Source organism: Polaribacter porphyrae (genome assembly GCF_002954685.1).
In the GTDB taxonomy this organism is placed as follows: domain Bacteria; phylum Bacteroidota; class Bacteroidia; order Flavobacteriales; family Flavobacteriaceae; genus Polaribacter; species Polaribacter porphyrae.
Genome location: NZ_MSCN01000001.1, coordinates 1,000,402 through 1,026,652, shown reverse-complemented (window position 1 = coordinate 1,026,652; position 26,251 = coordinate 1,000,402). Strand labels below are relative to the sequence as shown.

The window sequence follows — 26,251 nt, the reverse complement described above, 5'->3', positions numbered from 1 at the left end:
AAAGATGCATCTTTATTTTTTTATAACTTTCTTTATCACTTCATCATTGTTGTCTAATTTTAGTTTTATAAAATAAATTCCCTTATCAAGCTGTTCTACATTTAATGGAAAGCTGTTTTTTTGTAGCACAGTTTGCCCTAAACTATTGTAGATTATTATTTTAGAAATGATATGATTTTTTGGGTTTTTTAGCTGTATCGTTTCTGAAATAGGATTAGGAAAAATAGTTAAATTTTTAGATGAAAAATCTTTGGTATTCAAAGAAGCATCAAACTCAAATGCACCCATATCAATAGTGTTATTAACTGTTCTCGTATTTCCAGCATAATCTACTGTTCCAGAACCAGCACCAATTGCATTAGAACCAGAATCTATACAAGGTGAGTTGCTCATCAAACGAAAATCATTGTTTGCTGCATCTATAAAATTTGGATTTCCATTGATAAAATTAGCTTTATTATTATTAGAAACTGTACTGAAGTTATCTTCACTATGAGAACTTTCTACAACAGCTGTTGCAGGATTAGAAAAGTTCCAACTGCTAAAAGTAGGTGAAACAATTCCTTGTTTTTTATTATTGTAGAAAATACTGTTGTCCATTCTTAAGCGTATTAATGCTCCAGAATTGTTAGAGCCAGCAACAATTACACCACCATCTGCATTATCATCAACATTGTTTGCAATTGTAGAATTTCTTACATAAACTGTAATAAATTTGTTGATGCCTCCACTATTTGCATTATTGTTGTTAATCCACATAAAGGAACCTCCAAAATTGTTATTTACGTTTGTTGCTTTGTTTCCATATGCAATACTATTAACAATTGTAACTCTAGGAGGGTTGCTATTTGCTCCAGATATTAAATTCTGACGAATAAAAAATACACCACCTAATTCTGCCTCATTATGTCTAAATAAACAACGTTCAAAGCTTTGATCCATAAAAGAAGTACCAGCAGTAGACTCATCAATAATAATTGCACCTCCAGCAAAACTAGCCAAGTTATTCTCTATAATACAATCTCTAACTGTTAAAGAGAAAGACCCATTATGAGCACTCATACCAGCACCTCTATCTTGTCCGCTTAAAGTACCATTTGCATTTCCGCCAGTAATTGTAAAACCATCAATAACAACACCCACAGCTTCTACAACAACAACTCTAAAAGAATTATCTTGTCTTGTAGCATCGTTGATATTTAAACTACCATTATCGTTATCATTTAAATCACCAGAAAGTATCGTTTTATTTTGGTTGATATTTCTTTGGGATATATGAGTTTCTGTACCATTAAAACCACCATAAATTCTAATTTGATTTTTTCTAAAGTGAAAAAAATTTATTCTTTGATTACCTGGTTTATATACTCCTGCTTTTACCCATATTCTATATATACTTCCTGGTGTTAAGTTGGTAGGTGCAGCATTAAGTGCATCTTGAATACTTGTGTAAGCATTTGCCCAAGAAGTTCCATTTTTATTGCCAGTTGCATCTGGATTTACAAATCGGTTTACTTGAGAATGAGTATTCATCAATAAAAATAATGAAATGGTAATTGTAAAAAGTATTTTTTTAATCATAATTTTAAATTTAAAATCAAAAATATTTTTAAAAGATGTAAAAAAAATCACTTATTTTTAAATCGCTTAAATTTTTTTCTAAAAGGCTTTTTATTTTTTCTAAAACTTATTTTTATAAAGTGATTTTTTAAGCTTAATCTTGGTGTTAATTGATAATAAATATGATAATAAATTTAATTTCAGATACAGTAACTAAACCAACAAAAGGAATGCTGGATGCAATGATGAGTGCTAAAGTGGGTGATGATGTTTTTGGAATGGATCCTACTGTAAATGCGCTACAAGAAAAAGTAGCCAAACTATTTGGAATGGAAGCTGCCCTTTTTTTTCCATCAGGAACTATGGCAAATCAAACCGCTATAAAATTGCATACCCAACCAGGAGATTTGGTTATTTGTGATAAATATGCACATATTTATAATTATGAAAGTGGAGGAGTAGCTTTTAATTCTGGAGTAACTTGTAAATTAGTTGATGGTTATAGAGGTATGTTCACTGCCAATCAAATTGAAGAAATGGCTGCTGTACAACCTCAAATTTATTTGCCCTATACAAAATTGATTTGTATTGAAAATACTACAAATAAAGGAGGAGGTGCTTGTTGGGATTTTTCTGAAATTGAAAAAATACAGAAAGTAGCTAAAAAAAATAATTTGAACTTTCATTTGGATGGTGCAAGATTATTTAACGCTTTAGTGGCAAAAAATGAAACTCCAACACAATATGGAGCATTATTTGATACCATTTCTATTTGTTTTTCTAAAGGACTTGGTGCACCAATAGGTTCTATTTTATTAGGTTCTAAAGAAAATATTCATAAAGCATTACGTTTAAGAAAATTGCTAGGTGGAGGTATGAGGCAAGTTGGCTTTTTAGCTGCAGCTGTAAATTATGCTTTAGATAATCATGTAGAGCGTTTGGCTAAAGATCATAAAAAAGCAAAAGAAATTGCAACAGTTTTAGCCACTTGTAATTACATTACAAAAATTGAACCAGTAGAAACCAATATTCTTATTTTTTATGTTGATGAAAAAATTGGAGCTGATAATTTTATTAGTAAAATGAAAGCAAAGAATATTTTATTAACACCCATGGGTGAGGGAAAAATTAGAATTACAACTCATTTAGATTATACAGATGCAATGCACGAAGTTCTTCTTAAAGAATTAAAAAACTTCTAAAAGTAAAAACGAACTACAGGCGAAATAGGAGAGGCAAAAACACTCTTATTTTCATCATATAAAACATCATACCTAATACCAAAGGCAAACCTACCTTGATTATATGCTACCCCTAAGTGAAGTGCAGGGAATCTTGTGCTTATAGAGCCTCCATTTAGTGTAGATTGATTTGCAAAATAGTAATCTAAATCTGTAGAAAACTGAACACCAAAATTAGTTTGATAAAGACCAATAATACTAGTACTATAAACACTTGTAGAGAAATCATTGATTTCACTATATAAATATCCAAGACCTGCACCTAAAGCAAAACCATTATCAAAGTTATAAATAGCACTTGGTGCTATACCTATAGTAGTTTGATTACCAAAACCTAGTGTAAAACCACCTCCAAATTGAACATTATCCCAAAAATCTGTTTTTTGTGAAGACGTAGTTAAAGAAATGCATAAAAGAAGAAGTATCAGTATTTTTTTCATGGTAAATTAATAATTAGCTGTCTAATTTAATTAATTCCTTGTAATTTCTGTTTAATTTTTTAAGTAAGATTCCATAAACTAGTTTATAGAATAACCAGAATAAAGCTAAAATAATGACCAATGCTATTAATTGACTTATAACAGATAATGTAATCATTTCATTGATACTCATTGTCAGGTTTTCTGGATTAAAGAACTTATTCATTTTATCTTCATCAGAAAATACAACTATATTAATAATAATACTAGTCAATACAATTATAGCAAGATTATAATATACATAATTACGAACTGTTTTTCTAATTCTTAAAATTTTATGTATAAGTTTTTTGGTATTATCTGCAATAGATATTTTAGTATAATTTTTATAAAAAAGGTACAAAAAACCAATAATAACTATATAATGCAAAATAGTAAAAATATTGATAAGTGTTTCAAGATTTAAGTCTTTGTATATTTCAAAAAAACTATAACTATCAGGAGTAAAAATATTTATGGTAATCCAAAAAATAAATTCCAAAATGCCGACTATAAAAATCCATTTTACAATAGATGAAGATTTTGAGTGTGCCATTTTGTAGATTTCATTGGTAGAAACTTTTTCAGCAACTTCTGTTTGCTTGCTCCAAGCTTTTTTATAATTTTCTAATACATCCATAACTTATGGGTTTAGTATATTTTTTAATTTTTCTTTAGCTCTATTCATTTTCACTCTAGCATTTACACTAGAAATACCTAATGCTTCAGAAATTTCTTTGTAAGGTTTATCTTCTAAATAAAGAAAAATCAGAGCCTTTTCAATGTCATTCAATTCACGAATAGCATTGTACAAAGCTTTAAGTTGTCTTTCTTCTGTATCATCATAATCATTAGATTTTATTTTAAAAGCTACATCAGAAATATCTTGCGTTTTTACTTTTCTTGTTGATTTTCTGTACAATGAAATAGCTGTATTCAAAGCTACTCTGTACATCCAGGTACTAAATTTAGAATCGCCTCTAAACTTTGGATAATTTTTCCAGAGTTGAATAGTTATTTCTTGAAATAAATCTTTATGAGCATCATTATTTGTAGTATATAACCTACATATTTTATGAGCTATGTTTTGATTTTTCTCAAAATCCGCTAAAAATTTAATTTCTAAATCTTTCTGCACCTACGTTTAGTTAGTTCTATTAATTAGTAGTTAAAATAAATAATTTGTTACAATTTTCTTAAAAATAATTTTATTAAAAATAAAATCATTAATTTTGTTTAACTCAAAAATAAATAAATTGAACAATATTAAGCAAGATTTTTCTATTAAAGACCTTGAAAATATATCTGGTATAAAAGCACATACCATAAGAATTTGGGAAAAAAGATACAGTTTACTAGAGCCAAGAAGAACAGAAACCAATATTAGATACTACACACCAGATAATTTGACAAAACTTTTAAATATAGTTTTATTAAATAAAAACAATTACAAAATATCTAAAATTGCAAAAATGAGTAATGATGAAATCATTACAAAATCTAGAGAATTGGCTTTTAGTATGGCAACAAATGATGAAGCTATAAATTCATTTAAAGTTGCCATGTTTCAATTTGATAAAATTTTATTTAACAATACTTATAATAAATTACTACACAAAAAAACATTCAGAGAGATATTCAAAGATGTTTTTATTCCTTTTTTAGATCATATTGGTATGTTATGGCAAACTGATACTCTACTACCTGCACATGAGCATTTTATCTCTAATTTAATAGCACAGAAAATACAAACTAATACTGAAAAACTTCAATATAGTATTAGTAATACTAATAAAACCTATGTTTTATTTTTACCTGAAAATGAAATACATGAACTAGGATTATTGTACCTAAATTATGAGTTAGTTTTAAGAGGTTATCATACCATCTATCTTGGGCAAAGTTTACCATTAAATAATCTAAATTACTTTCTAGAGAGTAATAGAGAAATTTGTTTTATAACCTCACTCACTATTCAACCTTATGATGATAAAATAGAAGATTATTTTAATGAAATAGATGAGGTAATGAGTAATACCGAAAATAAATTTATAGCTGTTGGTAGAAAAGTCGCAAAAATAAAAACACTACAATTAGATAATAATATCGAATTACATAACTCAATTTCTGATTTATTAAAAGTATTATAAAATTCAATTCAATCAAATTAATCGTTTAATTAATAGTTGTTTTAATTAAACAAAATTCATATTAATGAATAACAAAATACACATAATTGGTTCAGGCTTTTCTTCACTAGCTGCTTCATGCTATTTAGCAAAAGATGGTTTTAATGTAACAGTTTTAGAGAAAAACAGTACTTTAGGAGGTAGAGCAAGACAATATAAAAATGATGGTTTTACATTTGATATAGGGCCAACTTGGTATTGGATGCCAGATGTTTTTGAGCGTTTTTTTGCAGATTTTGGCAAAAAACCTTTAGATTATTATGTTTTGGAAAAATTGAAACCAGCATATCAAGTTTATTTTGATAAAGATGATTCAATAACTATTCCTGGTTCATTAAATGAAATATATGAAGTATTTGAAAATGAAGAAAAAGGCAGCTCTCAACACTTAAAATCATTTTTAGGTTCAGCAAAGGCAAATTATGACACTGCTATTAAAGATTTAGTATATAAGCCAGGGGTTTCTCCTTTAGAATTAGTAACACCAACTACAATTGCTAGAGTCTCTCAATTTTTCTCAACAATCAGAAAAGATGTGAGAAAGAAAATAAAAAGCCATAAACTAATTCAAATATTAGAGTTTCCAGTTTTGTTTTTAGGAGCAAAACCAAGTAATACCCCAGCATTTTATAATTTTATGAATTATGCAGATTTTGGTTTAGGTACTTGGCATCCAAAAGGAGGTATGTATATGGTTGTAGAGGCTATGGTAACTCTTGCTAAAACATTAGGAGTAGAATTTAAAACTGATGCAAATGTTGAAAAAATAATTACAGATAATTCTAATTCAGTGTCAGGTCTAGTGGTTAATGGAGAAAAGATTGAAGCGAATATTGTATTAAGTGGAGCAGATTATCATCATTCAGAAACATTATTAGATAAAAACTTACGTCAATATTCAGAAAAATACTGGTCTAAAAAAACTTTTGCACCTTCATCATTATTATTTTATGTTGGTTTTGATAAAAAACTAGATAATGTTTGTCATCACACTTTATTTTTTGATACAGATTTTGATATACATGCCAAAGACATTTATGATGACCCAAAATGGCCAGACGAACCCTTGTTTTATGCAAGTTTTCCTAGTATTACAGACGAAACCTGTGCACCAGAAGGTAAAGAGGCAGCAACGTTTTTAATACCTTTAGCACCAGGCTTAAAAGATACAGAAGCATTAAGAGAACGTTATTTTAACAAAATACTAGCACGTTTAGAGCAATTAACTGGTCAGAATGTCAAAAAAAGTATTATTTTTAAAAAGTCTTTTTGTGTTAACGATTTTGTAAAAGATTATAACTCATATAAAGGTAATGCTTATGGTATGGCAAATACGTTATTTCAAACGGCATTTTTAAGACCAAAAATAAAGAGTAAAAAAGTAGGTAACTTATTTTTCACAGGACAATTAACAGTACCTGGACCAGGAGTCCCACCAGCGTTAATATCAGGAAAAATAGCATCAGACTTAATTAAAAAAAATCAATAGTAACATGAAAGAATTATTTGATAACGTATCTGAAAATTGTAGTAAGCTTGTAACAAAAAGTTACAGTACATCCTTCTCTATGGCTGTAAAAATGCTTTCTCCAAAGATAAGAACTGATATCTACAACATCTATGGTTTTGTTCGTTTTGCTGATGAAATTGTAGATACTTTTCATGCCTATGATAAAGAAAAATTAATGAATCGTTTTGAAACTGATTATTATGTTGCACTAGAGCAAGGTATTAGTTTAAATCCTATTTTAAATTCATTTCAAAGAACCATAAAAAAATATGATATTTCAGATGATTTAGTACAAGCTTTTTTAAAGAGTATGAAAGCTGATTTATACAAAACAGAATATGCAACAAAAGAAGAGTATGATGAGTATATCTATGGCTCTGCAGATGTTGTGGGTTTAATGTGTTTAAAAGTTTTTGTTAATGGTGATGAAAAAAGATATAATGAATTAAAAGATGCTGCAATGCGTTTGGGGTCCGCTTTTCAGAAAGTAAACTTTTTACGTGATTTAAAAGATGATTTTGAATCGTTAAATAGGTCATATTTCCCTAACATAGATTTAGGTAAACTTGATGCAAATTCTAAACAAATAATTATTGATGAAATTGAAGCTGACTTTGAATATGCATACAAACATGGAATTTTAAAACTACCAGTTGAAGCAAAATTTGGAGTTTACACTGCATATAGATATTATAGAAAGTTATTAAAAAAACTCAATAAAGTACCTTCTACAAAAATTATGGATACTAGAATCCGTATCTCCAACCCTATGAAAATAAATCTGTTAGCAAGAAGTTACGTAAAATACAAGCTAAATATTATTTAAAAATGATTTACGCATTAATAACGTTAGGTATTTTTGTTTTGATGGAAGGTATTACTTGGTGTACGCATAAATATGTAATGCATGGTTTTGGTTGGTTTTTACATGAAGATCATCATGAACCTGGTTATCCTCATGTTTTTGAAAAAAATGATGCATTTTTTGTAGTTTTTGCAATACCAAGCATGGCATTATTTTTTGCGGGTACTTATACTCCACATACTTATTTATTCTTTATTGGTTTAGGCATCTTGTTTTATGGTGTTGCTTATTTTTTAGTGCATGATGTTTTAATTCACCAACGTTTTAAATGGTTTAAAAGAACCAATAATTGGTATCTAAAAGCGTTACGCAAAGCTCATAAAGTACATCACAAAAATATGGGTAAAGAAGATAGCCAATGCTTTGGAATGTTATTTGTGCCTCTAAAATTTTTTAAAGAACAGATTAAATAATACAATCTTTATATCAATTTCTTAATTAAAAATAATCAAATCTACCATGCAAATCTATGATTATATAATTGTTGGTGGAGGAGCATCAGGCTTAATGATGGCATACAGAATGTCTAAAGATGCTTTTTTTGATGATAAATCTATACTAATATTAGATAAAGAAAAAAAAGCCACAAACGACAGAACTTGGTGTTATTGGCAAGAAAAAGATGATGAATGGCAAGATGTAATAAGCAAATCTTGGCAAAATATTATTTTTAAAAGTGATTTATATTCTGCTGAAGAAAGTATAAATCCTTATCAATATAAAATGATTAGAAGCAAGGATTTTTATTCTAAAATCTGGAATCATTTAGAAACAAAATCAAATATTACTTTTCAGAAAGCAAGCGTTGTTAGCATTCAGCAATTAGCAGATAAAGCTCAAGTAATTACTGATAATAAAACTTATAAAGCCAATACAATTTTAAATAGTATTCTCTTTTCTGATGAATACAAAACACAAACAAAATACCCAGTTTTACAACAACATTTTGTCGGTTTTTTTATAAAAACAAAACAAAATATTTTTGATGATTCAGCTGCAACCTTTATGGATTTTACAGTAGCACAAAAAGAAAATACACGTTTTATGTATATTTTACCATACAAAAAAAACGAAGCGTTGTTTGAATATACCTTATTCTCAAAAGACCTTTTACCTTATGATGAATACAAAAAAGAAATTGAAAAGTATTTAACAGATAACAATATTACTGACTACGAAATAGTAGACAAGGAGCAAGGTTCTATACCAATGACATGTTACAAATTTTGGAAACACAACTCTAAAAACATCATACATATTGGCACAGCAGGTGGCTGGAGCAAAGCTAGTACAGGTTTTACATTTAATAATACCACAAAAAAAACAAAAGAATTAATCAACTTTTTAAAGCAAAATAAACCTCTAACAAATTTTCATAAGATTAATAAATTTTGGTTTTATGATTTATTATTGTTAGATATTTTATCTCAAAAAAATGAACTAGGCTCCTCTATTTTTGGACAGATGTTTCAGAAAAATCATCCAACTCAAATACTAAAGTTTTTAGATGAAGAAACCTCTTTTTTAGAAGATTTGAGTATCCAGTTAAAAATGCCTATTGGTTTGTTTACAAAAGCCTTGTTTAAAAGGATTTAATTTTTTTAATATTACCCACGAATATTATTCACACCTACAATTGTGAATACTGCCTAAATAAGATTATTTTTAAAAACCGTTATTTATTAAGTTGATATTTATTAAATTATGTGTTCAGTATATTACTATTTTACTCACAAAACTTAATTATAATTTGAAATCAGAAGAAAAAACTTTTTATGAAACGAAGTTGGTTGAAGTAAAAAACACCTGTTTTTCAAATGATAAACAAATAGAAGTTATAATAGAAACTAAAAGATTAATAGATAATAATTCTGAAAAAGAATTGAGTTTAGATGTAATTTCTAAAATTCAGTTTACTTCAAAGTATCATTTACTGCGACTTTTTAAAAGATATTATGGACAAACTCCAAGACAATATTTAATTGATAAACGAATTGAAAAATCAAAGCAAAAATTAGCTAATGGAAAAGGAGTATCTGAAACTTGTTTTGAAGTTGGGTTTGAAAGTTTAGGATCTTTTAGTAAATTATTAAAAAAAAAACAGGGAAATTACCTAGTAAATTTCAAAAAGAGCAATTTTCGAGAAGTAAATAATATTTAAATTGTTGAGCTTTGTAAAAATAGTAATCAAGATATCAAAAAAATGAAAGTAACATTAATTAGCATTCCAGTAAGAGATCAAGAAAAAGCATTACAATTTTATACTAAAAAATTAGGTTTTTTATTAAAAAAGGATGCTCCTTTAGGAGGTGGTAACAGATGGTTGACTTTAGTATCAAAAGATTGGCAAGATGGTCCAGAACTTTTGTTAGAACCTGCACCAAATCATTTTGAGCCTTGTAAAGTTTTTCAAGATGCATTACTAGAAGCTGGGTATCCTTATACGCAGTTTGATGTAGATGATGTTGATGCTGAATACGAAAGATTGATTGCTTTAGATGTTCAATTCAGCATAAAACCAACAACAATGGGAACTGTAAAATATGCGGTTTTTAATGATACTTGTGGCAATAATATACAACTCGTGGAAACTTTGTGATAAAGAAATAAATTCTCTGTAATTACTTTATCTCTTCTCAAGCTCTAAATACGCATTCTTTGGTTTTAAGGTGATGAGAGGTGTAATGCCAATACTTTTAAATTTAGGTTTTATTGTATAATTTAAAACCAACTCTCTAACTGCAATAATCATTTCAAACATTGCAAAATTATTTCCAATGCACTTTCTTGGACCAGCACCAAAAGGAAAATACTGTGATGAATATTGGCGTCCTCCATTTTCAAAACGTTCGGGTTTAAACTTATTTGGATTTTCCCAAAGTTTTGGATGACGATGAATTTCGTAAACCGAAAATAATAAGTCAGATTGAGGTTTTATTTCTACACTATTATATTCATCTGTTTCATAATTTAAACGATCAATAAAATAGGCAGGAGGATACAATCGCATTGATTCTTCAATTACTTGTTGGCATATTTTAGACTGTGAAACAATTTCCATTAAATCGTAAGTATTTGCATTTAAGGATTTTGCTTCCTTAAAAATTTTTTCTTGCCATTCAGGATGCAATGCTAACAACTGACTTGTAAATGTAAGTGCGTTAGAAGTGGTTTCATGACCAGCAACAAAAAGAATCAATATTTCATCCATCAATTGTTTTTCTTCCATAGAACTACCATCCTCATATTTTGAATCTAACAATAAGTCCAATAAATCATCAAAACGAGTATTCGATTTTTTACGTTCTTCTACAATTTTTTTTAATATTTGTCTTGCAGACTCTGTTAAATCTATGTATTCTTGAATTTTTCCACTCAAAGAAAACCACCAACCTAAATAAGGCTGTCTTAACTCTTTAACCAAAAATCTTTGAGAATCTTCTGTGATGTGCTGCAGTTGTGCAATATCTTTTTGGTTGGAAGTACTACTAAACAAGGCTTTAGCCACTACTAAAAAAGCTAAATCATTAAATATTGGGAAAATATCGAACTTTTTGCCAGTTCTTAACTGACTGTAATTATCCCGAATTTGCTCTTGAATAGTAGTTAACAGCCCTTTTATTTTTTGTTTATGAAATGCAGGTTGAATTAATTTACGCTGTGTTTTCCAATGTTCGCCTTCTGCAGTTAGCAAACCTTTACCCAAATATTTAGCTACTTCTTTGGTTTGTATTTTAGATTTGGTATAATTCCGTTGATTTTTTTGCAGCACATATTCTAAAAATTTGGCATCTCTAGAAAAGAAAATATGCGTCTTCAAACCAACGTTTAGTTGAAAAGTATCACCTAAATTCTCAAAATTCTTGTTATGAAAAGGCAGTGGATTTTTAAGAATTTCTAAACTATGTTTTAGAAAACTTGTTAAAGGAACTTTAGGGAATTCATTTGGCTTTTGCATATTTTCACTTTTTATTAGTTCACAATTTTATTTAGGATATTACTATTTAAATTTATCTAATGCTAAGTTATGAATACTTCTTAAATGAAAATATATTTTAACTAAGTTTGGCTTATAAAATCAAGCTTGAATTTGACCTTTAAGTTAGAAAATTCACTGATTTTGAAAAGAATATTTTTCCTGTTGATTTTTCAAATTAAAAATCCGAACTTTACTAATTCTTGCTATAACGAATTAAAACTCGGTATATCTGAAAAGAGTTGTACTTAATGCCTATGAAGAAAGATACTTTTACATGTTTTAATTGTAATTCTAAACCTTGTAGATTAACTAAAAACGGAACTTTTGTGGTATTTCATTTTTAAATAGAAATGGTAATATAGAAGTCCGTGAACCAAAAATCCCACTATCAACTATTGCAAAAAATCTCAGACACGAAATAAATCCAATTTTACAAACAATAATTCAAGAGGCTTCTTATCTAGATCCTTCACTTTCTGTAAAAAGAATTGACTTATCCAATTCTTTAAGTAAAATTGTTGGCTCTACAGTTATTCTTGACAACTTCATTCAAATGATAACTGGAGTTCACGAATTTCACTCAACTCCATCAGTTTCTTCTAAAAAAGTTAACTTACATGCATTAATTTATAACCTCTTTACTATTTACAGTATTATTAAAGAAGAAAGTAGAACTAAAAATTTATCATTAAACAATCTTGTTTCAAATGATATTTTTATAAATCTAAATTCTGATTATATAACTTATATGGTTTCAATATTAATTGATAATGCTTGGAAATATTCTATTGAAAACTCAACACTTACAATAAATATAAAAAAAATAAATGACAAAAATTGGGAATTAAAATTTACTAACAAATCAAAATCAATTCCACAAAATATTAATATTTTTGAACAAGGTACTAAAGTTGATAAGGAAAGTAAAGGTTTTGGATATGGTCTAAATTGGATTAAAGTTTTAGAATCAAGTTACAATGATAGAATTGAAAAAGAGGATAGTAATTTTGAAATTACACATAATCAATTAACTCCAAATAGTGAACATTCTTTTCAAGAATTCATTTTAAAAAACTTAAGAATATACTATGAAAAATAAAGCACTTCACTCCCTTGGTAAAGGTTTAATGAAACTATCTCCAATAAAAGTAATTATTATAGACGATGTTGGTACATATTTTAATGAACAAATGCTTTCAGTTGCTTCAGCAAATGGAAACATAACGTTTGAAAGATATAGGAAATGTGATTCAACTTTGTTAAAGAGCCTTGTTTCAAATCCTCGAGACATTTTGATAATGGATATTAAAGGAACAGTAACTAAAGATGTAGGAAAAGATGGTTTTGATGTAACTAAATACGTCTTTGAAAACACTAATACTTTTGTAGTAATAACATCAGCACATAAACATCACTTAAAAAACCAGAAGAATTATGGAGATTATGTTATTGTTGACAGATTACTTACTCCAATTGATTTTTGTGAAGAAATGAATGAGATTATTGATATTTATTTAAAAAGAAAAATCAGTTTTTATAAGAAATTGAGTTACAAAATTGGAAAATCTTTTATTAGAAAAAAATTATTAACGCACTAAATACAACATTGTGTAAAATTTATTGCTAGTTTTTTTGCCTACTTGCAAAAATCCTCACAGATTTTCTTGGTCAGTAATTATTTATTAACTTAAAACTAAATTCACACAACAAATCTTATACAATCACGAAACTATCTCTCTTAATTTTCAGGAAACTTATCTCTAATCTTATCCAAACCTAAATTGTGAATGCTACCTAAATGAGAGTGTTGTTTCCCTAAATCTGGTTTATAGGTTCCTGCTTGCACTTGACCACCAATTTTTTGATAAGCTTCTCTAAAAGACATTCCTTCAACGACTAAATTATTAATAGAATCTACTGTAAATAAATATTGGTATTTCTCATCATTCAAATCGATATCTTTTACAATGACTTGCTGAATGGAGTAATTGAAAATGGCTAAAATGTCTTTTACATCTTCAAAAGCAGCAATAATATTTTCTTTTAACAACTGAAAATCTCTATGATAACCAGTTGGTAAATTATTCGTAATCAACAACATTTCTGAATGTAATGCTTGAATTTTATTACATTTCCCACGAATCAGTTCAAAAACATCAGGATTCTTTTTGTGTGGCATAATGCTACTTCCTGTGGTTAATTCATCAGGAAAAGAAATAAAACCAAAATTCTGACTCATATATAAACAAACATCCATTGCAAAACGAGCCATTGTATTACATAAACCACCTAAAGCTGCAGCAATTGAACGTTCACTTTTTCCACGACTTAATTGTGCAGCAACTACATTGTATTTTAGGGTTGCAAAATCCAATTCTTTAGTGGTTAATTCTCTGTCAATAGGGAAGGAGCTTCCATAACCAGCAGCAGAACCTAAAGGATTTTGATCTACTACTTTTGATACTGCATTTAATACATAAACGTCATCAATTAACAATTCTGCATAGGCAGAAAACCATAATCCGAAAGAAGATGGCATTGCAACTTGTAAATGTGTGTAACCAGGTAATAAAGAATCTTTATACGTTTCAGCTAAATTTAATAAGGTATTAAATAACGTTTTTACTTTATCATTTACAACAGCTAAATTCTCTTTATAATACAATTGAAGTGCAACTAAAACTTGATCGTTTCTTGAACGTGCAGTATGAATTTTTTTACCAACTTCACCTAATTTGTTGGTCAATTCCCATTCAATTTTAGAATGTACATCTTCAAAAGAAGGTTCAATTATAAAAGTTCCATTGTCAATGTCTGTAGCTAATTCTTGCAATCCTTTTTTTAAGTCAGCCAATTCATCAGCAGTAATAATACCAATAGATTCCAGCATTATGGCATGTGCTAATGAAGCTTGAACATCGTATTCTGCAATATGGATGTCAATTTCTCTGTCATTACCTACTGTAAAATTTTCTATTTGTTTGTCTATACTAAATCCTTTATCCCAAAGTTTCATATTTTCTTGTTTTTTGTCATTGCGAGTTTACGAAGCAATCTTTGTAATTTAAATAGATTACTTCATTCGTTTCTCATTCGTAATGACGTTTTTTTAAATTATACTATTACACGCTTCAACAATTCAATATAAATATCAATTCCTTCCTCAATTTCAGAAATATAAATAAATTCATCTGCGGAATGAGAGCGAGTGCTATCACCAGGCCCTAATTTTAAAGATTGACAGCTCAATACAGATTGATCTGATAATGTTGGAGATCCATAGGTTTCTCTGCCTATTGCAATTCCCGCTTTTACCAAATCGTGTTCTGTTGATATCGAAGATGAATTTAAGCGTAAACTCCTTGGAGTAATTGTTGTACAAGGTGATTTTTCTTGCAAAATATCCGCAATTTCTTGATTAGAATAAGAATCATTTACGCGAACATCAACAACCAAATCTACGTGAGCAGGAACAACATTATGCTGTTTACCAGCATTTATTTGTGTAACTGTCATTTTTACATCACCCAAAGCATCAGAAAATTTGTTGAACTTAAAATCTTTAAACCATTGCAAAACATTTATTGTATTGTATATGGAATTGTTATCATTTGGGTGTGCAGCATGACTTGGATCACCTTCAACTACAGCATCAAAAACAACCAAACCTTTTTCTGCAACTGCTAAATTCATTAAAGTTGGCTCTCCTACAATTGCCACGTCTATGTGTGGAATTATGGGTAACATAGAGTTTAATCCATTTGAACCACTACTTTCTTCTTCAGCAGAAGCTACAATAACCAAATTGTATTTTAAATCTTTTTGATTGTAAAAATGTGTAAAAGTAGCGATTAATGATACTAAACATCCACCTGCATCATTACTTCCTAAACCAAATAATCTCCCGTCTTTTACAATTGCTTCAAAAGGGTTATTTGTATAAGCAGAATTTGGTTTTACAGTATCATGATGTGAGTTTAATAATAAGTTTGGTTTACCTTCTGTAAAATGCTTATTGGTTGCCCAAACGTTGTTTTTAGTTCGTTTAAATGGAATATTAAACTCTGTAAACCATCCTTCAATTAAAACTGCAGTTTGCTCTTCTTCGGATGAAAAAGACTGTGTTTCAATTAAATTTTTTAAAAGCGAAATTGCTTTTTCTGTTAATTTATCAATTGTCATTTTTATAATGTAATTGTTGTAAAATTATCCTTTTCTTTTGTTATCATTGATGCATTTCCAATGTATACTTTTTGTACTCCATTTTTTAAAGCGTCAAAACAATTGTCTATTTTTGGAATCATTCCATCAATAATAATTTTGTCTTTTAATAATTCTTTATAGGTTGCAGAATTGATGTTTTTAATCACAGATTCTTTATCATTTAAATCTTGTAAAACTCCATTCAATTCAAAACAGTAATAAATTGAGGTATCATAAATTTCACTCATTTCAACTGCAATAGTGCTTGTAATGGTATCTGCATTTGTGTTTAATAGTTGACCATTTCCATCGTGCGTAATGGCGCAAAAAACAGGTGTAAAATCAGCCTGAATTAATTTATCAATATTAGTATGATTTACCTTTTTTACATCACCAACGAAACCAAAATCAATTTCTTTTATAGGTCTCTTATCAGATTGAATACTATTAATATCTGCACCTGTTAAACCAATTGCGTTGGTATTATTTGCTTGTAGTTTGGCAACAATGTTTTTGTTAACTAAACCACCATAAACCATGGTAATTACCTCTAAAGTTTCCTTATCTGTAATTCTTCTACCATTCACCATTTTAGATTCAATACCTAATTTTGAAGCAATACTTGTGGCACGTTTTCCGCCACCGTGAACCAATATTTTCTTTCCTTCTAAATTAGAAAATAATTTTAGAAACGCATCTAAAGATGTTTCATCTTCAATGATATTTCCGCCTATTTTTATGATTGATAGTTTTTGCATTTATGCTGAAATTGTTTCAGTATTTTTTATTGTTTAATGATATCATTCCTGTAAATATTATCTAATTGAAAACAAAATTAAGAATATTTAATTTTGTTTATATAAGAAATACCAATGATGATTTAACATTGGCATATAATTATTCACAAAAGCATCAATTTTCGATATCCAAATATAAATTAATTAAGAATAAACATAATTCAAAATATTGATTTATAAAAGATTTTGATGAAGCAAATAGAACAGATATCTTTTTAAAAAAGTGCTATAATCATTTATATATCCGTGATAAATCATAATCTGACAATATTAACAATAACTAGTCTCTCATGTATCTACTATTAATCTTACAAACAAATTCGTTTAAAAATGGGTTGGTATTTTTTTTTGATTTTATGATGATTTTTAGGAAAGTTAGGTTTTACATTGCTAACTGCTATATGCATCCACTTGGGCCTTTCTTTTGTTATTTTTCCATCTGATTTCTCAATAAAATGTATGTAATCTGCAATATTTACATATGATGTGCTTTGTTCAGTAAAAACGATGCTTTGATATTTATCAATTACTTTTTAAAAGTCAGATCAGTTTGTTCTGATATATGATTTTCTAATACTTTTGCCTCAAAACATCCACATTGACGATCTTTTTCCCTAGTCACAACATTTCTTCAAGAATATTATTTCAGTTATAATCATAAGATTAGCATTTGGTTTTACTACCTCATCCAGCTTTTTTTCTGTCTTAATAGACTTTTCCTGAAGTTTCTATATTAAAATCTTCTTTTATATCATAATATTAAGTTTACAAGAAATTTTAACGGATAATGAACTAGAATTTGTAAAAAAGAAAAGTAAACCTAAAAATAAATGATCATTTGAAAGATATTATCCGAACTAGAAATAAAACATAAATACACAAAGCTTTATATGCGAAAAATAAACGAAAAAAATGAACGATTTTAATTATAAATAAAGGCTTGATAAAATAAACTTATTTTGAATCCAAAGAGCATTTAAAAGTATAAGTATTACAATATCTATGCTTTTATAATCGGAAATACAACATCAAAGTTTAAATTGGATAGCTCTTAATAAATTTAACAAGAACTGTCCATGATATGAATTAGTTGACTTTTATATATAATAAAATCAGGATAATTTATTTGTGAATAAAAATTTCTTCTAAATGTATACAACTCTGTTTCGCAATTTCAATTTCTTCATTTGTAGGAATTACTAAAACTTTTATTTTAGATGAATCAGTTTGAATTTCTCTGATTTCCTTTGAGCGGATTTTATTCTTTTCTAAATCTAAGTTAATACCTAAAAAATCTAAATTTTCACAAGCTAATTTTCGCATTAAACTCGAGTTTTCTCCAATTCCTGCAGTAAAAATAATAGCATCTAAACCATTTAAAGCAGCAGTATAAGCACCAATATATTTGCGAATTCTATAGCCTGCTAAATTCAAAGCATTTTTACAATTTTCATCTCCATTTTCTGCTTTTTCAGAAATTTCTCGTAAATCAGAAAAACCAGTTAAGCCTTTCATTCCAGAGTTTTTATTCAATAAATTTGATACTTCTTCTGCAGTTTTATTTAGTTTTTTCATCAAAAAGAAAATTACAGATTGATCTATATCTCCTGAACGAGTTCCCATAATTAAACCATTCATTGGACCAAAACCTAATGAATTTTCAATACTTTTTCCATTTTTTATGGCAGACATACTGCAACCATTTCCTAAATGAATCGTAATAATTTTTTCAGAACTTTCTTCTCCTAAATGTTCAATTGCTTTTTCAGAAACATATTTATGACTTGTGCCATGAAAACCATAAGCTCTTATATGGTGTTTTTGTAAAAACTCATTTTTAATGGCATATTGATACGCTTCTTTTGGCATTGTTTGATGAAAAGCAGTATCAAAAATAGCAATTTGTTTTGCTGATGTAAAAATGGTTTCGGCAATTTCTATTCCTGTTAAATTTGCAGGATTGTGTAAAGGTGCCAAATCAAATAATTCTCTGATATTATCTTTAACTTCTTGATTTACAATAGTGGTTTTGCTGAATTTACTTCCTCCATGCACAACTCTGTGTCCAACAGCTTCAATCTCATCAACCGAATTTATGACACCAATTTTAGGATCTAATAAAGTTTTTGTAATCTTTTTTAAACCTACTTCATGATTTAAAATTGGTAAAACTTCAGAATATTCTTCATCATTTTTTTCATGTGTAAAAATAGCATTATTCATACCAATTCTCTCAACTAAACCTACACATTTTACAGTTTCTGAAGGCATTTCTATCACTTGATATTTTAGCGAAGATGACCCAGCATTAATAACTAAAATATTCATATTATTCTTGATTTGCTTGAATAGCCGTTAATAAAACTGTATTAAAAATATCATCAACAGTACAGCCTCTACTTAAATCATTTACAGGTTTGTTTAAACCTTGTAACATTGGCCCAATTGCTAATGCACCAGTTTCTCTTTGAATGGCTTTGTAGGTATTATTACCAGTATTTAAATCAGGAAAAATTAAAACAGAGGCTTGACCAGCAACTTTAGATTCTGGCATTTTCGTTTTTGCAACAGACATATCTACAGCAGCATCATATTGAATAGGTCCTTCTATTTTTAAATCAGGATTTTTACTTTTTGCTATTTCTGTGGCTTTTCTAACTTTTTCTACTTCTTCTCCTTTTCCTGAACTTCCTGACGAATAAGATAACATAGCTACTTTAGGTTCTATACCAAAAGCTGATGCTGAAGCTGCTGATGAAAGTGCTATTTCTGCCAATTGTGTTGCATTTGGATTTGGGTTTACAGCACAATCTCCCATTACAGAAACTCTGTCTGACAAACACATAAAAAAGACAGATGAAACTACAGAAACTCCTGGTTTTGTTTTTATAATTTGCAAAGCTGGTTTAATGGTGTGCATAGTTGTATGTACAGCTCCAGAAACCATGCCATCAGCTAAACCATTGTAAATCATTAAGGTGCCATAGTAAGAAACATCTCTAGTTAAATCGTGGGCAGTTGTTTCTGTCATTCCTTTGTGTTTTCTGGCTTCAAATAATGCTTTTCCAAAAGCATCATTATGAACAGAATCTTGTGGATTTAAAACATTTATTTTGTCTAAATCTATCTGTAAACCTAACTGATTTGCTTTTAATTGAATGTCTTTTTTATCACCTAAAAGTGTTAAATCTACTATGTCTAATAATTGTAAACGAGCTGTAGCTTCTATAATTCTTTCATCATTTCCTTCTGGTAAAACTATGTGTTTTCTGCTGACTCTAGCTTTCTGTAACAAATTATATTGAAACATACTTGGTGTTAATTTATCAGAATTGAAAGAAGATAAAATATTCGTTAAGCCTTCAACATTGACATATTTATCAAAAGTATCTAGAGCTAACAATATTTTTTTACTATTGGTGGCGTAAATTTTTGGTTTAACAGCACCAATTTTGTTTGATATTCCAAAAGTTCCTCCATCAACAGAAATTATAGGAATCGTAGATTGTACGCCTTCAATTAATTTTAAAATAGATTCTTCAGGAATTAAACTTCCTGTTAAAATAATCCCTGAAATTTTTGGGTAATTACTAGAGGCGTTAGCTTGTAAAGCTCCTAAAATAATATCTGCTCTGTCTCCAGGAGTAATTACCAATGCATTTTCTTTGATTCTAGTTAAGTAATTTCGCAATTGCATAGCTCCTGTGCTGTAACTCCCAATGGCATTATCTAAAAATTGATTTCCAAAAAGTACAGATCCATTTAGTTCTTCAACTACTTCTTTAACAGTTGGATAAGCTAAAAAATTAACTTTAGGAACTACATCTATATGAATGTTATTCGGAATTACTTTTTGCAATTCACTTTCAACATAATCAATCTCATCTATTTCTATTTTATTAGCTATAACTCCAATTACATCCACATCTTTTTGAATAAATGAGTTATAAGTAATTTGCATTGTGTTGATAAAATCTTTCTTCTTTTTATCATTACCAGCACCAACAATTAATACAGGAATTCCTAAATTTTTAGCAATCATTAAATTAACATCTAGTTCTGTAAAACCACCCTCACCAGAAAAATCTGTTCCTTCAATTAAAACATAATCATAGTTAGCTTCTAATTTTTTATATTTTTTGATAATGTTATGAATTACATCATCTTCTTTGCCTTCACTTAACAATTCTACAACTTCACTTTGTTCGTAAGCATAACAATCTTCATAATTCATATCAAGATTAAAAAAGTTAATAGCAGTATTTGTATGATTGTCGAACTTGCTATTTTTTCCTTTGTTAATAATGGGTCTAAAATAGCCAACTTTAGAAGATTGATTCAGCATCATTCTTAAAATTCCAAGTGATACTAATGATTTACCACTATTTGCCTCTATAGTAGTAATATATATGGATTTACTCATTTGTAGAAATTTATTACAAAAATAAGGCATAAAAAAATGACCAAATGTGATTTTGGTCATTAAAAATTTATGTTGAAATAATTTAAAATTATACCTGTAAAACTCCCATATTAAAAGGTTTTTCAATAGGAGCGTGGTTTGCTGCTTCAATACCCATAGAAATCCAAGTTCTAGTATCTAAAGGATTGATGACAGCATCTGTCCAAATTCTTGCAGCAGCGTAATATGGAGAAATCTGCTTGTCATATCTAGATTTTATTTTGTCAAATAATTCAGCTTCTTTTTCAGGAGTAATTTCTTCGCCTTTCTTTTTAAGAGATGCAGTTTCTATTTGTAATAAAACTTTTGCTGCTGAATTACCACTCATTACTGCTAATTCTGCACTTGGCCAAGCCACAATTAATCTTGGGTCATAAGCTTTGCCACACATTGCATAATTTCCTGCTCCATAAGAATTACCAATAACAATTGTGAATTTTGGAACAACAGAATTGCTTACAGCATTTACCATTTTTGCTCCATCTTTTATAATTCCCCCATGTTCAGATTTTGAGCCAACCATAAAACCGGTAACATCTTGTAAGAAAACTAGAGGAATTTTTTTCTGATTGCAATTGGCAATAAAACGTGTAGCTTTATCAGCAGAATCATTATAAATTACGCCTCCAAATTGCATTTCTGTTGGTTTGGTTTTGGATGATGTTGTTTTTACCAACTTTCGTTGATTGGCAACAATGCCAACAGCCCAACCATCAATTCTGGCATAACCTGTTAAAATGGTTTGTCCATAACCTTTTTTATATTGTTCAAATTCAGATTTATCTACCAAACGCTTTATGATTTCTAGCATGTCATATTGTGCATTTCTTTCTTTGGGTAGAATTCCAAATATATCATCTTGATTTTCTTTGGGTTCAAAAGATTCGGTTTTGCTAAAACCAGCTTTGTCGTAATCACCAATTTTATCAACAATAAATTTTATTTTATCTAAAGCGTCTTTATCGTCTTTTGCTTTATAATCTGTAACACCAGAAACTTCACAATGTGTTGTTGCTCCTCCTAAAGTTTCATTATCTATAGATTCGCCAATTGCTGCTTTTACCAAATAACTTCCAGCTAAAAAAATACTTGCAGTTTTGTCGACAATTAAAGCTTCATCACTCATAATTGGTAGATATGCACCACCAGCAACACAACTTCCCATCACTGCAGAGATTTGGGTAATTCCCATAGAACTCATCACAGCATTGTTTCTAAAAATGCGTCCAAAATGTTCTTTATCAGGAAAAATTTCATCTTGCATGGGTAGATAAACTCCAGCAGAATCAACCAAATAAATAATTGGTAATCTGTTTTCTATGGATATTTCTTGGGCTCGTAAATTCTTTTTTCCTGTGATAGGAAACCAAGCTCCAGCCTTAACAGTAGCATCATTAGCAACAACAATACATTGTTTTCCTTTTATATATCCAATTTTTACAACAACACCTCCTGAAGGGCAACCTCCATGATCTGCATACATATCTTCACCTGCAAAAGCACCAATTTCTATGGATTTAGCATCAGTATCTAATAAATAATCCACTCTTTCTCTAGCAGTCATTTTGCCTTTTTGATGATGTTTGTCTATTCTTTTTTGTCCACCACCTAATTTCACTTTAGCAAAACGTCTTTTTAAATCAGACACTAAAAGTTTGTTATAATCTTCGTTTTTATTGAAATTGATATCCATAGACTTTCTATAATTTGTTATGCTAAAATAAGAATTTTTAACTGTATGATTTTATAATGTCATCTACAGTTTTTGCAATATTATTATATTTATTGTTTTTTTGTAAACGTGTTGGTTTTGCAGCTCTTTCTTTACAATTTTCAACAGCACAAGTTTCGCAAGTAACTCCTACAATTTTCTTTGTAAAAGTATTTTCTTTTAGAAAAGTGAGCTTCTTTTTTAAATGAGGAGAAAGTAATAAACCAATACTTACACTTCTACTAATATCTTTTTTAAATGGATCTTGAGTTGCAGAAGAAAGTACCAAATATTCATTCTTTTGGTTTTCGTAAGATGATATTTGCACCCCAAAAGTTGCTCTATTTTTTACTGAATTTTCTAAATCTTTTATTGTCTTTATAGATATCCATCTTCTACAATAATGTTCATTTTTTCTATTTGCGTGTGGAGCTTGTTGCTGTGTGATATGTAATTCTTTGTTGAGCCTGAATTCAGGAGAATTATCTTGATGCGTGAATCTTAAGAAAAATAAATTTTTAATATTGAAAAATTTTGGTAAAATATTTGTTAAACGTTGATAAAATGTTTCTTGAGAGCAATTAAAATGTTTGATAATTTTGTGCAATTTTAATGAATTCCATTCTTCTAAAGCAAATAAATTCGTCAATTTTTCAGTAATGCTTTTTCTTGGTATAATTAATGCTCCTGCAAAATAAGAGGCTATAAAATTATTCAAAACTTGGTCAAAACTCTCGAATTTTATCCAAGGAAAAGTGTATAAACGTTCTTCAATTTTTAAAAAATTGTAAGCAATTTCTTTGGCGTAAATAAATGTTTTTTGAGATTCAGAAATAGTATTATCAATCAATAACATCTTTTTCGGAGCAATGTATATATTTCTTAATTCGTCAAGATTTTTGTGTTTTTGAAGTTCCTCTGTGTTTATAGTATAACCAAATTCTTCAATTAAAATTTCCTCTAAATCGTTAGAAGTTACTTTTTTTAGTAGGTCAATATGATAAGCTTTAGCAAATTTTTCAACATCAGTTTCTATTTCCTCAAAATAATTATTATGTGCTTCTTGGTATGAACGCAGAGAAGCCAAGAAGAAACTTTCTCTTGTTAAATTATAATTCTGTGCAATTTTTATGATTGTACTAATAAATGCGTTCACTTTTGCAGGTGCATTTGCAATAATATCAATCAAATTGTTTTCCTTAATACCAAAAAGTTCTAAAGGAATTTCTTTTAAAATTTTTGATTGTAAAATTTCTCCTATTGGTGCTAAATTTTTATCTAATTTTAAAGAAACCAAATGGTCATAAGGAGTTTCTAAACTTTCTGAAAGCTGCAATATTTTATCTGTCTTTGGATATTTTTTGCCTTTTTCAATTTCATTTAAATAAGACTTTGATAATCCTGATAATTTAGCCAACCCAAAGAGTGATAGGTTTTTGTCTGTCCTTATTTGTTTTAACTTTAAGCCAAATATTAATCGAATATATTCATCTTCTATTGTCATTTTACAAAGATAACTATATTTAGCGAATAGTTTATAAATAAATTTTTTTATAAAAATAGCGAACGTTCGCTTGTGGAGTCCAAAAATAATTTATATCATTGCAAAGTAGAATTTAAAAAATACAAACTATGCAAGAACAAGTAATCACAAAACAGATTGATTTTAGGGGTTTTGAAATCGATGAGTATAAGGAAATTTTGACTCATGAAGCCCAAACTTTTTTATTAAGATTACATGAAAAATTTAATAAAAGAAGATTAAAATTATTAGAAGAAAGAGAAATTGAACAAGCATATTTTGATGCTGGAAATTTTCCTTCTTATCCAGAAGAAACAAAAAAAGTTAGAAATTCAGATTGGGTTTGTGCATCATTGCCAGAAGATTTATTAGACAGGAGAGTAGAAATAACAGGACCTGTAAATCGAAAAATGGTAATTAATGCATTGAATTCTGGTGCTAAAACATTTATGGCTGATTTTGAAGACAGTAATTCGCCAAATATTCATAATAATTTACAAGGGCAGGTAAATTTGAGAGATGCTAATCTTGGTACAATTTCATACTATAATGAAAAAAAGAAAAAGTTTTATAATTTAAACAATGTAACTGCTACTTTATTAGTTAGGCCAAGAGGATTACATTTAAATGAAAAACATTTTTTAATAGATGGTGAAGAAATGTCAGGTGCTTTCGTAGATTTTGGTTTGTATTTTTTCCATAATATTAGAACTTTACAAGAAAAAAACTCTGCAACTTATTTTTATTTACCAAAATTAGAACATTATTTAGAAGCACGTTTATGGAATGATGTTTTTGTATTTGCTCAAGAGTATTTAAATATTCCACAAAACACAATAAAAGCTACTGTTTTAATTGAAACAATTACTGCTAGTTTTCAATTGGATGAAATTATCTACGAATTAAAAAATCATATGGCTGGTTTAAATTGTGGAAGATGGGATTATATTTTTTCATACATCAAAAAATTTAGAAATCATCAAGACTTTATGGTACCCAACAGAGATCAAGTTACTATGCAAACACCTTTTATGAAAGCTTATTCTTTAAAGGTAATTCAAAGATGTCATAAAAGAGGTGTGCATGCAATGGGTGGAATGGCTGCTCAAATTCCGATTAAGAATGATGAAATGGCAAATCAGTTAGCTTTTAAAAAAGTAATCAATGACAAAGAACAAGAAGTTAAAAATGGACATGATGGTACTTGGGTTGCACATCCAGATTTGGTGTCAATTGCTATGGAAGTTTTTAATGAAAATATGTCAACTAAAAATCAAATTCACGTAAAAAGATATGATGTAAATGTTAGTGAAAGTGATTTGGTAGAATTGCCAATGGGAACCATTACAGAAGAAGGCATCCGAAAAAATATTAATGTGGGTATTTTGTATATAGAAAGTTGGTTGAGAGGAAATGGAGCAGCAGCTCTGTATAATTTGATGGAAGATGCAGCAACAGCAGAAATTTCTAGAACTCAAATTTGGTTGTGGCTTCAAAAAGAGATAAAATTAAAAGGAGGAATACTATTTAATAAAGAGACTTATGAAAAAATCAAATATCAAGAGATTGAAAAAATTAAAAATTATGTTGGAGAAGATAGATTCAGTTCTGGAAAATTCGAAAAAGCAATACAACTTTTTGATGAACTTGTTTTAAAGAATGAGTATCAAGAGTTTTTAACCTTGGAAGCTTATAAATTTATCTAAAAAAAAAGTCTCGCAACTACTGCAATAGTTTACGAGACGTAATTATCA

The 26,251-nt window shown here is 28.6% G+C and carries 23 protein-coding genes; 11 read left to right on the top strand and 12 right to left on the bottom strand.

Annotated features, from left to right (window positions below; genetic code table 11):
- Positions 1 to 12: 12 nt before the first annotated feature.
- On the bottom strand, positions 13 to 1,581 hold the full coding sequence (locus BTO18_RS04700) for a T9SS type A sorting domain-containing protein (RefSeq protein WP_146106880.1): 1,569 nt from the start codon (positions 1,579 to 1,581) through the stop codon (positions 13 to 15).
- A 161-nt stretch (positions 1,582 to 1,742) separates the two neighbouring features.
- Between BTO18_RS04700 and BTO18_RS04695 the strand changes: the two genes are divergently transcribed.
- Positions 1,743 to 2,762: a threonine aldolase family protein gene (locus BTO18_RS04695; RefSeq protein ID WP_105015120.1), complete on the top strand. Its 1,020-nt coding sequence runs from the start codon at positions 1,743 to 1,745 to the stop codon at positions 2,760 to 2,762.
- Here BTO18_RS04695 and BTO18_RS04690 read toward each other — a convergent pair.
- Genes BTO18_RS04690 through BTO18_RS04680 form a run of 3 tightly spaced genes read right to left on the bottom strand, consistent with a single transcriptional unit; the run spans position 2,759 to position 4,397 of the window.
- Positions 2,759 to 3,241 carry a hypothetical protein gene (locus BTO18_RS04690; protein ID WP_105015119.1) on the bottom strand — a complete coding sequence of 161 codons (483 nt, stop codon included), beginning with the start codon at positions 3,239 to 3,241 and terminating at the stop codon, positions 2,759 to 2,761. The two genes, BTO18_RS04695 and BTO18_RS04690, sit on opposite strands and share 4 nt — an antisense overlap.
- A gap of 13 nt (positions 3,242 to 3,254) precedes the next feature.
- A complete protein-coding gene (locus tag BTO18_RS04685) occupies positions 3,255 to 3,899 on the bottom strand; it encodes a DUF8845 family protein (protein WP_105015118.1) in 645 nt (214 codons plus the stop codon).
- Between the two features lie 3 nt (positions 3,900 to 3,902).
- Positions 3,903 to 4,397, bottom strand: coding sequence for an RNA polymerase sigma factor (locus BTO18_RS04680; protein WP_105015117.1), 495 nt, complete (start codon positions 4,395 to 4,397; stop codon positions 3,903 to 3,905).
- A 118-nt stretch (positions 4,398 to 4,515) separates the two neighbouring features.
- Here BTO18_RS04680 and BTO18_RS04675 point away from each other — a divergent pair, with 118 nt between their 5' ends.
- The 7 genes from BTO18_RS04675 to BTO18_RS04645 all read left to right on the top strand — a co-directional run bounded on the left by BTO18_RS04675 (position 4,516) and on the right by BTO18_RS04645 (position 10,422).
- Positions 4,516 to 5,409 carry a MerR family transcriptional regulator gene (locus BTO18_RS04675; RefSeq protein ID WP_211295565.1) on the top strand — a complete coding sequence of 298 codons (894 nt, stop codon included), beginning with the start codon at positions 4,516 to 4,518 and terminating at the stop codon, positions 5,407 to 5,409.
- 64 nt (positions 5,410 to 5,473) lie between these two features.
- On the top strand, positions 5,474 to 6,937 hold the full coding sequence (gene crtID / locus BTO18_RS04670) for a bifunctional phytoene desaturase/3,4-desaturase (RefSeq protein ID WP_105015115.1): 1,464 nt from the start codon (positions 5,474 to 5,476) through the stop codon (positions 6,935 to 6,937).
- 4 nt (positions 6,938 to 6,941) lie between these two features.
- Positions 6,942 to 7,784, top strand: a complete 843-nt coding sequence (locus BTO18_RS04665; RefSeq protein ID WP_105015114.1) for a phytoene/squalene synthase family protein — start codon at positions 6,942 to 6,944, stop codon at positions 7,782 to 7,784.
- A gap of 2 nt (positions 7,785 to 7,786) precedes the next feature.
- On the top strand, positions 7,787 to 8,236 hold the full coding sequence (locus BTO18_RS04660; RefSeq protein ID WP_170063227.1) for a sterol desaturase family protein: 450 nt from the start codon (positions 7,787 to 7,789) through the stop codon (positions 8,234 to 8,236).
- Between the two features lie 46 nt (positions 8,237 to 8,282).
- A complete protein-coding gene (locus tag BTO18_RS04655; protein WP_105015112.1) occupies positions 8,283 to 9,419 on the top strand; it encodes a lycopene cyclase family protein in 1,137 nt (378 codons plus the stop codon).
- 154 nt (positions 9,420 to 9,573) lie between these two features.
- Positions 9,574 to 9,984, top strand: a complete 411-nt coding sequence (locus BTO18_RS04650; RefSeq protein ID WP_170063226.1) for a helix-turn-helix domain-containing protein — start codon at positions 9,574 to 9,576, stop codon at positions 9,982 to 9,984.
- 42 nt (positions 9,985 to 10,026) lie between these two features.
- A complete protein-coding gene (locus BTO18_RS04645; RefSeq protein ID WP_105015110.1) occupies positions 10,027 to 10,422 on the top strand; it encodes a VOC family protein in 396 nt (131 codons plus the stop codon).
- A gap of 27 nt (positions 10,423 to 10,449) precedes the next feature.
- Here BTO18_RS04645 and BTO18_RS04640 read toward each other — a convergent pair whose 3' ends face one another.
- On the bottom strand, positions 10,450 to 11,781 hold the full coding sequence (locus BTO18_RS04640; protein WP_105015109.1) for a cytochrome P450: 1,332 nt from the start codon (positions 11,779 to 11,781) through the stop codon (positions 10,450 to 10,452).
- Between the two features lie 574 nt (positions 11,782 to 12,355).
- On the opposite strand from BTO18_RS04640, the gene BTO18_RS04635 reads away from it, so the two are divergent.
- Together BTO18_RS04635 and BTO18_RS04630 are read left to right on the top strand one after the other, a co-directional pair.
- Positions 12,356 to 12,901: an ATP-binding protein gene (locus BTO18_RS04635; RefSeq protein ID WP_105015108.1), complete on the top strand. Its 546-nt coding sequence runs from the start codon at positions 12,356 to 12,358 to the stop codon at positions 12,899 to 12,901.
- Entirely contained in the window at positions 12,891 to 13,400 is a 510-nt protein-coding gene (locus tag BTO18_RS04630; protein WP_105015107.1) for a hypothetical protein, read from the top strand. Before BTO18_RS04635 ends, BTO18_RS04630 begins: the two co-directional genes overlap by 11 nt.
- Positions 13,401 to 13,540: 140 nt before the next feature.
- Here BTO18_RS04630 and argH read toward each other — a convergent pair whose 3' ends face one another.
- From argH to BTO18_RS04595, 7 genes are all read right to left on the bottom strand, one after another.
- On the bottom strand, positions 13,541 to 14,818 hold the full coding sequence (argH, locus tag BTO18_RS04625; protein ID WP_105015106.1) for an argininosuccinate lyase: 1,278 nt from the start codon (positions 14,816 to 14,818) through the stop codon (positions 13,541 to 13,543).
- A gap of 98 nt (positions 14,819 to 14,916) precedes the next feature.
- Complete coding sequence (locus tag BTO18_RS04620) at positions 14,917 to 15,984, bottom strand: M20 family metallo-hydrolase (protein ID WP_105015105.1); 1,068 nt, start codon at positions 15,982 to 15,984, stop codon at positions 14,917 to 14,919.
- Between the two features lie 2 nt (positions 15,985 to 15,986).
- A complete protein-coding gene (argB, locus tag BTO18_RS04615) occupies positions 15,987 to 16,763 on the bottom strand; it encodes an acetylglutamate kinase (protein WP_105015104.1) in 777 nt (258 codons plus the stop codon).
- 1,161 nt (positions 16,764 to 17,924) lie between these two features.
- A complete protein-coding gene (locus BTO18_RS04610; RefSeq protein WP_105015103.1) occupies positions 17,925 to 19,130 on the bottom strand; it encodes an acetate/propionate family kinase in 1,206 nt (401 codons plus the stop codon).
- Position 19,131: 1 nt separating this feature from the next.
- Positions 19,132 to 21,225 carry a phosphate acetyltransferase gene (gene pta, locus BTO18_RS04605; RefSeq protein WP_105017498.1) on the bottom strand — a complete coding sequence of 698 codons (2,094 nt, stop codon included), beginning with the start codon at positions 21,223 to 21,225 and terminating at the stop codon, positions 19,132 to 19,134.
- An 88-nt stretch (positions 21,226 to 21,313) separates the two neighbouring features.
- Positions 21,314 to 22,957 (bottom strand): acyl-CoA carboxylase subunit beta, encoded by a 1,644-nt coding sequence (locus BTO18_RS04600; RefSeq protein ID WP_105015102.1) that lies wholly within the window; start codon positions 22,955 to 22,957, stop codon positions 21,314 to 21,316.
- Between the two features lie 37 nt (positions 22,958 to 22,994).
- Entirely contained in the window at positions 22,995 to 24,479 is a 1,485-nt protein-coding gene (locus BTO18_RS04595; protein ID WP_105015101.1) for a helix-turn-helix domain-containing protein, read from the bottom strand.
- A 128-nt stretch (positions 24,480 to 24,607) separates the two neighbouring features.
- Here BTO18_RS04595 and aceB point away from each other — a divergent pair, with 128 nt between their 5' ends.
- The gene (gene aceB / locus BTO18_RS04590) at positions 24,608 to 26,203 is read left to right on the top strand and encodes a malate synthase A (RefSeq protein WP_105015100.1); all 1,596 of its coding nucleotides are present in this window, start codon (positions 24,608 to 24,610) and stop codon (positions 26,201 to 26,203) included.
- The last annotated feature ends 48 nt before the right edge of the window (positions 26,204 to 26,251 follow it).